Source organism: Streptomyces phaeolivaceus, assembly GCF_009184865.1.
In the GTDB taxonomy this organism is placed as follows: domain Bacteria; phylum Actinomycetota; class Actinomycetes; order Streptomycetales; family Streptomycetaceae; genus Streptomyces; species Streptomyces phaeolivaceus.
Genome location: NZ_CP045096.1, coordinates 7,443,878 through 7,454,316 on the forward strand (window position 1 = coordinate 7,443,878; position 10,439 = coordinate 7,454,316).

At 74.3% G+C, this 10,439-nt stretch carries 6 protein-coding genes; 1 reads left to right on the forward strand and 5 read right to left on the reverse strand.

All coding sequences use genetic code 11. From position 1 onward, the window contains the following. Positions 1 to 83 precede the first annotated feature (83 nt). From F9278_RS34440 to F9278_RS34450, 3 genes are all read right to left on the reverse strand, one after another. On the reverse strand, positions 84 to 2,105 hold the full coding sequence (locus F9278_RS34440) for an ATP-binding protein (protein WP_152171791.1): 2,022 nt from the start codon (positions 2,103 to 2,105) through the stop codon (positions 84 to 86). Further along, positions 2,102 to 2,758 (reverse strand): DUF4255 domain-containing protein, encoded by a 657-nt coding sequence (locus F9278_RS34445; protein ID WP_152171792.1) that lies wholly within the window; start codon positions 2,756 to 2,758, stop codon positions 2,102 to 2,104. Before F9278_RS34445 ends, F9278_RS34440 begins: the two co-directional genes overlap by 4 nt. Positions 2,759 to 2,891: 133 nt before the next feature. Continuing rightward, positions 2,892 to 3,569 (reverse strand): helix-turn-helix transcriptional regulator, encoded by a 678-nt coding sequence (locus F9278_RS34450; RefSeq protein ID WP_152171793.1) that lies wholly within the window; start codon positions 3,567 to 3,569, stop codon positions 2,892 to 2,894. A gap of 323 nt (positions 3,570 to 3,892) precedes the next feature. On the opposite strand from F9278_RS34450, the gene F9278_RS49085 reads away from it, so the two are divergent. Further along, positions 3,893 to 7,546 carry an AAA family ATPase gene (locus F9278_RS49085; RefSeq protein ID WP_264300189.1) on the forward strand — a complete coding sequence of 1,218 codons (3,654 nt, stop codon included), beginning with the start codon at positions 3,893 to 3,895 and terminating at the stop codon, positions 7,544 to 7,546. Positions 7,547 to 7,596: 50 nt separating this feature from the next. Here the strand turns inward: F9278_RS49085 and F9278_RS34470 are convergent, their stop codons facing one another. Both F9278_RS34470 and F9278_RS34475 read right to left on the reverse strand, forming a co-directional pair. Then, the gene (locus tag F9278_RS34470) at positions 7,597 to 8,592 is read right to left on the reverse strand and encodes a beta-ketoacyl-ACP synthase III (protein WP_152171794.1); all 996 of its coding nucleotides are present in this window, start codon (positions 8,590 to 8,592) and stop codon (positions 7,597 to 7,599) included. Continuing rightward, on the reverse strand, positions 8,589 to 10,406 hold the full coding sequence (locus F9278_RS34475; RefSeq protein ID WP_152174304.1) for a fatty acyl-AMP ligase: 1,818 nt from the start codon (positions 10,404 to 10,406) through the stop codon (positions 8,589 to 8,591). The genes F9278_RS34470 and F9278_RS34475 overlap by 4 nt, the downstream gene beginning before the upstream one ends. Positions 10,407 to 10,439: the final 33 nt, after the last annotated feature.

Here is a 10,439-nt window from a genome sequence, read left to right on the forward strand (position 1 = left end):
CCCGTCCGGCGGGAGCGCTCCCATCGCTCCCATCGCCCCCATCGGAGCCGTCGGGCCGCTCCCGCCGAACGCCGGTGGTGGGGCTACCAGTTGCCCTCGCCCGGCACCAGCCGCCCGGCCTTGCGGTACTCGCGCTCCGCGCCCTCCCGCAGATCGGCCGTGGTGACCGGCCCGCCGCGCCCGGCGGCGGCGTACGCGGCGGTGACGACCGCGCTGCGGATGGAACCGCCGGCCAGCTCGAAGTCCCGGGCCACCGCCGCCGGGTCGATGTCGTCGGCGCGGGGCACGGCGGCGAGGCTGTGCCGCCACAGGGCCAGCCGCTGCGCGGTGTCCGGGAACGGGAAGTCGACCACCAGATCCAGCCGCCGGGTGAACGCCTCGTCGATGTTGGCCCGCAGATTGGTCGTCAGCAGGGCGATCCCGTCGAAGGACTCCAGCCGCTGGAGCAGATAGGCGCTCTCCATGTTGGCGTACTTGTCGTGCGAGTCCTTGACCTCCGAGCGCTTGCCGAACACGGCGTCCGCCTCGTCGAAGAGCAGCACGGCGTCGGTGCGGTCGGCCTCGGTGAAGATCCGTTCGAGGTTCTTCTCGGTCTCGCCCACGTACTTGTCGACGATCGAGGAGAGCTGCACGACATAGAGGTCCAGGCCGAGTTCGGCGGCCACCACCTCCGCCGACAGCGTCTTGCCGGTGCCGGACTCGCCCGCGAACAGCCCCAGGACCCCGTGGCCCCGGCCGCCCCCGGCGCTCAGCCGCCAGTCGCCGAGCACCCGGTCGCGATGCCGGGCCCGCAGTGCGAGTTCCCGCAGTTCGGCGAGGGGCTTGTCCGGCAGCACCAGGTCGCCCCAGCCGACGTCGGGCCGGATCCGGCGGGCGTGCCGCTCCAGCCCGGACGCGGACTGCAGCCGCGCCGCCAGCCGCAGATGCGCGGCGGTCACCTCGGTCCCGTCGAACGCCGCGAGGTCCACGGCGGCGCGGGCCGCCCGCTCGATCCGGTCACCACCGAGCCGGTACGGGGCCACCGTGGCCGCCAGATCGAACCCCGGCCCGTCCGCGCCCCGACCTAGCGCCGCCGCCCAGGCGGCCACCGCGCCCGCAGGGGGCCGGGGCACGTCGAGGACCAGCGGATCACGGTCGCACCACTGCGGGTCGTACGGCTGTGCCCCCACGAACAGCACGGACACATCGGCCGCCGTCAACGCCCGGAACAGCGGCCCCGGCTTCTCCGGCACCGGGGACACCACGACCGCGCAGTCGCGCAGCCGGGCCTCGCGCAGCAGCCGGGGGAGGAGCGCGGCGAGGTCGTCGGCGGCCTCCGGGGGCGTGAAGTGCAGGGCCTCGATCCGGGCCGTGTGCAGGGCCGCCGTCGCGCGCATCAGTCCGTCGCCCTCGCGGTGCTCCCGCAGATGGACGGTCACGGGGGCGGCGGTCAGCCGCGCGGCCAGCCGGGCGGTGAACCCGCCGTCGTCCTCCACGGAAGGCGACGCGAACGCGCCCGGTGACGCCAGTGGACGGACCTGGCCGACGAGCGCCGCGTCCAGCGTGTCGTCGCCCAGCAGATGCGCGACCAGCCGGTCCGGTACCCGCAACGCCCGCCCGAGGAAGGGCCGTTCGGGGTCCTCGATGGTCAGCAGCCCGAGCGCGCTCAGCGGCGCCGACGGCAGGAACCGGGCCCGCGCCTGCGCGAGATGCACCGGCAGCCCGCACAGATCGAGCGCGAGCCCGACCGTGGCCCGGCGCCTGCTCACATCGTCGTTCAGATAGCCGTACAACTGCTCGTAGGAGCGGTCCAGATCGGGCGCCAGGGCGATCAGCAGGATCCGCGCGTCCAGCTCGGTGAGCCCGAGCCGCCCCGCGAGCAGCTCCAGCGGGCCGTACGGGGCGCTCTCCGGGTCCGGGAGGTCCGGGAAGGCGGACGGGTGCGGCCCCGCCGACGGCGCCAGCAGATGCCGTACGCCCTCCTCGGACAGATACAGCCCGCGCAGCGGATCGCCCGCCGTCGGATCACCGGCGCCGCGTTCGGCGACCAACTCGGCCACCCGCTCCCGGAGTCGGGCGAGCCGGACCAGCAGGACATCGCCGTCGGGGGTGACACCCACGGTCACCGCTGCCCCTCCCCGGTGATCGGCGAGGACGCCAACTGCCCCGGCCGGTGCGCGCGTTGCTCGGAGCCCTCCAGGGAGCCGTCCATGCCGCGCACCCGGATCGCCGCGCCCTCGGTGACCGGGGGACCGGCGTCGTACTCGGGGAAGGCCGGGAAAGGAACCGTGACCACGAGGTCCAGGGACGGCTTCAGCTCGCCGCCCAGCGCGGACCAGATCTCCGCCAGGGACCGCGACTCGGTGTGCAGCCCGGCCACCGAGAGCGGCAGGGTGAGGCCCAGCGCGCGGAGCGCGCCCGGGAGTTCGTCCGGGGGCAGCAGTTCGCGCCGCAGCAGATTGGCCAGCACGGCGGAGAGCAGCCGGTGTTCGTCCTGGGGCTGTTTCGTCCAGGCGGTGACCAGGTACGACAGCCGGAACCAGCGGGGCGGCTGCCGGCGGCGTACGACGATGTCGCGCTCGTCACGGACCGGCATATGGCCGCGCTGGCGGCGGGAGACGTCCTCGCGGATGTCGTACAGATAGGTGTTGACGGTGGGCGCGTTGCGCCGGGCCGCCCAGTCGCGGGTCGGGGCCTCGAAGGAGACGTCGATGCCGGAGCCGGCCAGGGCACCACCGCCGATCAGTCCCTTGAGGACCTCGTCCACCTCGTGGATCACGGTCGTGCTCCTGCGTGTCGTCGTGCCTGTCCACCGATCCTGCCCCGCGCGGGTGCCGCGCCCGTAGACGCGCCGGGGACGACCTGGGGGCAGTGTGTGCTGCCCAACCGGCCCGTTGGGAATGCCCGTTCGATCAGATGTAGCCTTCCCGGAGGGCATAGGCCACCGCGTGCGCCCGGTTGCGCAGATGCAGCCGGGTGGTGAGCCCGTGCATCACGTTCTTGACGGTGCGTTCGGAGTAGGAGAGTTTGCTCGCGATCTCGCCGGTGTCCATCCCCTCGGCGACGAGCCGGAGGACGTCGATCTCACGCGGCACCAGTCCGGACAGCGGCGCCCCGCCGCGCCCGGCGACGGAACGCTGCAACGTCCCCACCTGGTTGATCAGCCGGCCGAGCAGATCGGCGGGCAGGTCGCCGTCCCCGCGCGAGGCCGCGAGCACGGCCTGCGCCAGCCGGTGCGCGGTGGCCTCGTGGCGCCACACGATGGCGCCGACCCCGCACTCGATGACATCGAGCAGCTCGGTCTCCCGGATCAGGCTCACCACCAGCACGGCCCGCGCGCCCTCGCTGCGCACCATCCGGCGCAGCGTGGACAGCAGCGGCTCGTCCGGGGTGTCCCCGACGAGCACGGCCACGGTGCCCGGCCGTACCTCGTCGTCGTCCGCCAGGTCGATCACCGGGTGCCCGCGCAGCTGGGCCAGCACGCCGGCACGGGAGAGCGGGTCGAGGGTGTGGACCACGACGGGGATACGGCGCCGGGTCTCCTGGCGCTCCGCCGTCGTCGTCCCGGCGGTCCGGACTGTGCTGGGCAACCGTTTCTCCCGTATGCGCGAAATCGCCGCTCCCGCGAGGGGAGTGGCCGATGGGCTCGATTCACACTTCTGTGTGTGGTGTGCGCCGCGCAATCGTGGAGGACCACGAGATCCACCACGAGATCCACCACGAGATGCACCACGGGAGGGGGTACGGCGGATTTCCGCCGACCTTCCGCGAGCGGTGCACCCCGACCGGCCGCGCCCCGTCTTCGAAACCGGGAACGACAGCGGAACACGACAGTCCACGCCCCAGTCCACGACCCCGTTCACGCCCCAGTCCACGACACAGCCCACGACCCCGTCCACGACAGGAGACAGCGATGTGCGCGCCCGAACCGCTTCTCGAACGCCGTGAGCCCCTGGAGTTGCTGGCCGCCGAGGCCGAGCGCGCCCGCACCGGCGCCGGCCGTCTGGTGCTGCTGCGGGGCGCCACCGGCACCGGCCGCACCGCGCTCCTGGAGGCCGCCGCCGAGCACGCGGCGGCCAACGGGCTGCGCGTCCTGCGGGCCCGCTGCTCGCCGGAGCACCGCTCCGTACCCTTCGACACGGTCTTCCAACTCCTCGCCCACGGCCCCGAGTTCGACCAGGCCGCGGGCGAGGCGCCGGACCCGCCGGACACCCAGCCGCACCGGGGCAGGCCCGCCCGGCTGTGGCGGCTGCTGCGTTCCTACGCGGCCGAGTCACCGCTGCTCGTCGCCGTGGACGACGCGCACTTCGCCGACGCCCCGTCCCGCCGCTGGCTCGCCGAGGCCGTCCGCCGCATCGACCGCCTGCCCGTGCTTCTGGTGGTCACCGAACGCAGCCAGTACGACATCGACCCCCCGGCGGACGGACTCGCGCACGCCCTCTCCCCGGCCCTGCTGCACACCCGCACCCTGGCCCCACTGAGCCCGGACGCCGGGGCGCGACTGGTCCGTTCCGTCCACGCCGATGCCCCGCCGGAGTGGGGCGACGCCTGCTTACGCGCGGGTGCGGGCAACCCGCTGTTGCTGCGCGCCCTGCTGTCCGACCTCCGGAACACCTACCCCGGGGCCTTCCCGGCTGCCCTTCCGGACACCTGCGCGGCGCTCTACGCGGGCAGTTACGCCGCCGCGGTGTCCTGGTGGCTGGACAGCGCCGGGCCCGCGACCACCGAGGCCGCCCGCGCGCTCGCCGCGCTGGACGACACGGACACCCCCGTGGCCGTCGACGCCGACCTGCTCGCCCGTACGGCCGGTACCGACCCCGCCCGCGTGCCCGGCTGGCTCACCGCGATGACCTGCCTCGGTCTGCTGCGCCCCGACGCCGACGGCCGGCCCCGCTACGCCCACCCGCTGCTGCGGGACGCCGTGCTCGGCGGCTGGGCGGGCACCGACCGGCAGGCCGCCCACCGCCGGGCCGCCGAGGCGATGCTGCACCGCGGCGACAGCGCCGAGGCCGTCGCCGGACACCTGCTGCGCTGCGGCCCGGTCGGCGAGGCCTGGGCGACCGGCGCGCTGCTCGACGCCGCCGACCTCGCCGTCCGCGACGACCGCAGCGACGACGCCCTCGCCCACCTGCGCCGCGCCCTCGACGAACCGATGCCGGCCGCCCGCCGCACCGTGGTCCTCACCGAACTGGGCTCCCTGGAGTACGCCACGGTACGGTCCACACGGTCCACGGCGGGCATCCCCCGGCTCGCCGAGGCGATGCGGCTGCCCGGCCCGCCCGTCGAACGCGTCCACGCGGCCGTCGCCCTGGGCACGGCGCTGGCCCGGCGCGGCGAGGCCCGCGCCGCCGTCGACGTGCTGCGCGGACTGCGCGACGAACACCTGACGGGCCACCCGGACCTGATCCGCACCGTCCAGACCGCCTCCGCGCTGCTCTCCGACCACGACCAGGGCGTACGGCAGGAGGTCTACCGCTGGCTGCGCGAGACCGCCGCACGCTCGCCCCATCTGGTCGGTACGGCGGGACAGGCCCTCCTCGTCCGCTACGAGGCCACGGCCGGGCTCACCTCGGCGGCCTCCGCCATGGACCGCGTCCGCGCGCTGCTCGCCGAGCCGGCCGACCCGCTCGCCGAGGTGTTCCTGCTGGGCACCGCCGCCGCCGTCGCCCAGTGGGCCGACGCACTGGACGAGGCCGAACGCCTGGTCCACCGCGGCCTCAGCGGTCAGCGCACCTCCCTGCTGCACCCCATGCATCTGGCGCTCCTCAACGTCCGTATCGACATCGCCGCCGCGCGCGGCGCGCACGAGGAGGTCCTCGCCGACCCCGAGGTGGCGCGCGCGGTCGCCGGCCGCCCCGAGTCGGCCAACGCGCTGGCCCACGCGGTCGTCGCCCTGCTGGAGACCGGCCGGACGGACGAGGCGGCCCGCCTCGCCGACGCCTACGAGGTGCGGCACGCCCACGACTCCTGGGAGCTGAACCGCTTCCTCTACGCCCGGGGCCTGCTGCGTGCCGCCACCGGCGACCCGGCCGCCGCGCTCGACGACTTCCTGGAGTGCGGTCGCCGCCAGTCGGCCCGCGATGTGGCCAGCCCCGTCGTCACCCCCTGGCGCACCGCCGCCGCCGAGTGCCGGCTCGCCCTCGGCCGCCCCCACGAGGCCCTCGCGCTCGCCGAGGAGGAACTCCGCCTCGCCACCGTCTGGAACACCCCGCGTGTCCTCGGCCGCGCCCTGAGCGTCCTCGGCACGGCGACGGGCGGCCGGCGGGGCCTGGAACTGGCGGACCGCGCGGTACACCTCCTACGCCACGGCACCGACAGTGAACGGGAGGACACTGCGGAGACGGTGACTGGAGCGTCGGTCGTGGCGCTGGGAGGTGGAGCGCCGAGCGGTCGGGGAACGGTCGAGAGGCCTGCCGCGGGCACTCGGGGGCTCGGCGAGTGGCCCGCCGCGGGAACGGGCGGTCACGCGGCGGGCGGCCGAGGATCGGTCGACGATCCTGCGGCGGCCTCGGGCGGGACCTCCGCCAGGGTGACGGTGATGCGGGGCTGGGCGCTGGGCGGGGGCGCCGCGCGGGCCGTGGGCGGCGGGTCCGCGGTGTCGTCGACCACGGGCTGGGCGGCGGCCGAGGTGCCCGACGGCGAACGGGCCACCACTCCGGGCGGAGTACGCCCCGCGCCGCCGGCCACGGACCGCACCGACGCTCCCCACGACACCCCGCCCACACGACCGAGCGACGACCGCGCCACACGACCGGGCGGCGACCGTGCCACACGACCGAGCGACGACCGCGCCACACCATCGGGCGGCGACCGTGCCACACCATCGGGCGGCGACCGTGCCACACGACCGAGCGACGACCGTGCCACACGACCGAGCGACGACCGTGCCACACGACCGAGCGACGACCGTGCCACACCACCGGGCGGCAACCGTGCCACACCACCGAGCGGCAACCGCGCCACACCACCGAGCGGCAACCGCCCACGGTCGGGTGGCGACCCGACCATGTCATCGGGTGGCGGCCCGGCTGTGCCATCGGGTGGCGGCCGAGTCGGGTCATCGGGTGGGGGCCTGACCGCGTCGTCGGGCGGCATCCGGGCTGTGTCACCAGGCGGCGACCGGGCCGCACCACCGCGGGGCGGCCAGGTCGTGCCGTCGGTCGGTGCGCCGGTCGAGGCGGAGTTGATAGCGGCGCTCGTGGCGCAGGGGCGGGGGCTGGCCGCGTCCGGGGAGCGGGCGCGGGCCCGTGACGTCTTCCGGGAGGCGGCCGAGCGGGCCGAACGCGTGGGCGCGCCGCGTCAACGCGCCCACGCGGAGGCGGCCCTTCGCGAGGGCGGCGCCCGCCGCACGGCGACGGCCCTGACCGGCCCCGCCGCCCTCACCGCCGGCGAGCGCCGCATCGCCGAACTCGCCGCGCAGAACCGCACCAACGCCGAGATAGGTCAACTCCTCCACCTGGCCCGCCGCACCGTGGAGACCCACCTGACCAGCACCTATCGCAAGCTCGGCATCCGCCGCAGAGCACAACTCGTCGCCGCCCTCGCGAAGGCGGAGGAGACCGCCTGACCCGCCCCACACACACGCTCATCCCCGGCAAGGAGAACACCTGCGGGAACTCAGGGCAGTTCGACGACCTGGGCCGCGTACGTGAGTCCGGCGCCGAAGCCGACGAGCAGGGCGAGGCCACCGCTGGGCAGTGCGCCACGTGAGCACAGTTCGTCGATGGCCAGCGGAATGGAGGCGGCCGAGGTATTGCCCACGGTGACGATGTCCCTGGCCACGACGGTGTGTGGGGCGAGCCGGAGCGACTTGGCGGTGGCGTCGATGATCCGCGCGTTGGCCTGGTGCGGGATGTAGGCGGCGAGATCGCCGACCTCCAGCCCCGCGGCGTCGAGGGCCCGGCGCGCGATCTCGGGTACGACGCGGGTGGCCCAGCGGAAGACGCCCTGGCCCTCCATCCGCAGCGTCGGCCAAGGCCCGGGTGTGTCACGGACGTCCAGCCACGAGCGGTTGTGGGCGATCATCCGGTGCCCCTCTCCGTCCGAGCCCCAGACGACCGGCCCGATGCCGGGCGTGGTGCCGGGCCCGACGACGACCGCGCCCGCGCCGTCGCCGAAGAGGAACGCGCTGCCCCGGTCCTCGGGGTCGATGATGTCGCTCATCTTCTCCGCGCCCACAACCACGACAGTGCGGGCGTCGCCCGAACACACCAGGGAGTTGGCGAGGGCGAGGCCGTGGCAGAAGCCCGAGCAGGCGGCGCCGATGTCCAGGCCCGCGGCGGTCGTCCCCAGGAGATGGGCGATACGCGGTGCCCCGGCGGGTGCCTGTTCCAGGAAGGACATGGAGCCCAGCAGCACCAGGTCGATCTCGCCGACGTCGATCCCTGCCTGGGCGACGGCCTTGCGCGCCGCCTCCGCTCCCATCGAGATGACCGTCTCATCGGGGCCGGCGAAGCGCCGGGTGACGATACCGGAGCGTCTGCGGATCCATTCGTCGCTGGAGTCGATACGACGGCAGATCTCGTCGTTGGTGACGACGCGGGACGGCCGATGGGCGCCGATGCCCAGGATCCGGGCGCCGACGGGGCGCTCGGGCACGCGCAGTGCGGTCATCGTGCCTCCCCGCCGACGCCGGTGGCCAGGGGGACTTCGCGCACCGGGGCCTCGGTCACCGAGGTGAGTGTGCCTTCCTCGTACAGCCATCGGCAGGCATGGCGCTGCACTTTGCCGCTGGAGGTCTTGGGTACCGTGCCCCGGCGTACGACGACGACGTCGTCCGCGGCGATCCGGTGCTCCTGCCGTACCGCGTCCTCCACCCGGGCACGCAGACCACGCGCGCCAAGCAGGTTCAGCACCCGGCCGTCGGCCTCGACGACCACGATCAGCCGTTCCCGCACACCGTCCTCGGACGAGAAGACCGCGGCGCAGTTCGGGCGAAGGCCCGGCGCGGAACGCTCGGCGGTCAACTCGATGTCCTGGGGGTAGTGGTTGCGGCCCTTCCGGATGATCACGTCCTTGCGCCGCCCGGCGACGTACAGCTCACCGGCGTACAGAAATCCGAGGTCGCCGGTGCGCAGAAAAGTGGTCGCGGAATCCGAGGCCGCCCCCGGGAGGCCCGGTTCTGCGGCGATACGAGCGCGGAAGACCTCCTCGCTCGTGTCGGGACGGCCCCAGTAGCCGCTGGCCACACAGGGTCCGGTGATCCATATCTCGCCGACCCGTCCGGCCGGGCACTCCTGCCGGGTCTCGGGGTCCACGATGCGTACCTGGGTGTCCAGAGCGGTGATCCCGCTCGCGACCAGGGCCTGCGCTCCCGGAGTGTCCGGGGCGGCGGGCCGCACCGCTCCCTCGCTCAGCGCCCCAGCCGAGACCCACAGCGCGACGGGCTCACGGTCCTGGGGCGAACCGGTCGCCTTGAGCGTGTTCTCGGCAAGGCCATAGCCGGGGCACATGGCGCGGCCGTCGAATCCGTGCGGGCCGAACGCGGCAGCGAACGACTGGATCGTGGCCCAACGCACGGGTTCGGCACCGTTGACGGCGACCCGCCAGCGGGACAGGTCTCCCACGCCGGCGGCCTTGCCCTCCGCCGCGGCCCGTACGCACAGGTCGTAGGCGAAACTCGGTGCGGCCGTGTGGGTGCCGCCGAAGCGGGAGAGCGCCTCCAGCCAGCGTGCCGGGCGGCGGACGAAGGCGTCGGGGGCCATCAGATACGAGGGGACGCCGGCCCACAGCGGCAGGACGACCCCGAACAGCATGCCCATGTCGTGGAAGAGCGGCGCCCAGTTGACCATCGTGGCGTCGTCTCCGCACGGCCACAATGCGTCGGTCTCCACCACGTTGGCCAGGAAGTTGGCGTGGCTGACCATGACGCCCTTCGGATCGCCGGTGGAGCCGGAGGTGTACTGGAGCAGGGCGATGTCTTCCGGTTCGGGCCCCTCGACCGCGATCGTGCCGACACCGGCCGGGGCCAGGCCGGGGTCGTCGGTGGCGATCAGGGTGAGACCGGCCAGGGCGGGCAGGTCGCCGAAGCGCTCGCGCAGTTCTCGGATGACCTCGGAGGTGCTGAGAACAATGGTGGTGCCCGCGTCATCGGCGATGCGCCGAAGCCTTGTCACCTCGCTGCGACGCCGGGGCACCTGCACCGGGGCAGCGGCCACCCGCGCGTACATGCAGCCCAGGAGAGCACGGACGAACTCCAGCCCCGAGGGATACAGCAGCAGGGCGCTGCGCCGGGCCAGCCCGGCGCCTGCGAGGAATCCGGCCCGCAGCACGGCGGCCTCGTGGAGCTCGCCGTAGGTCAGCGTCTCGTGTGGTTCCTCGCCGTTGCGCAGGAAGACGTAGGCCGTGCGGTCGGCCTGTTCCCCGCCGCGCAGCCGCAGCGCGTCCGGAAGGGTGCGGACGCGCGGTTGTATATCCGGTCCGGTCATGCTCACGCTTCACATCTCCTTGCTGGGCCGTGC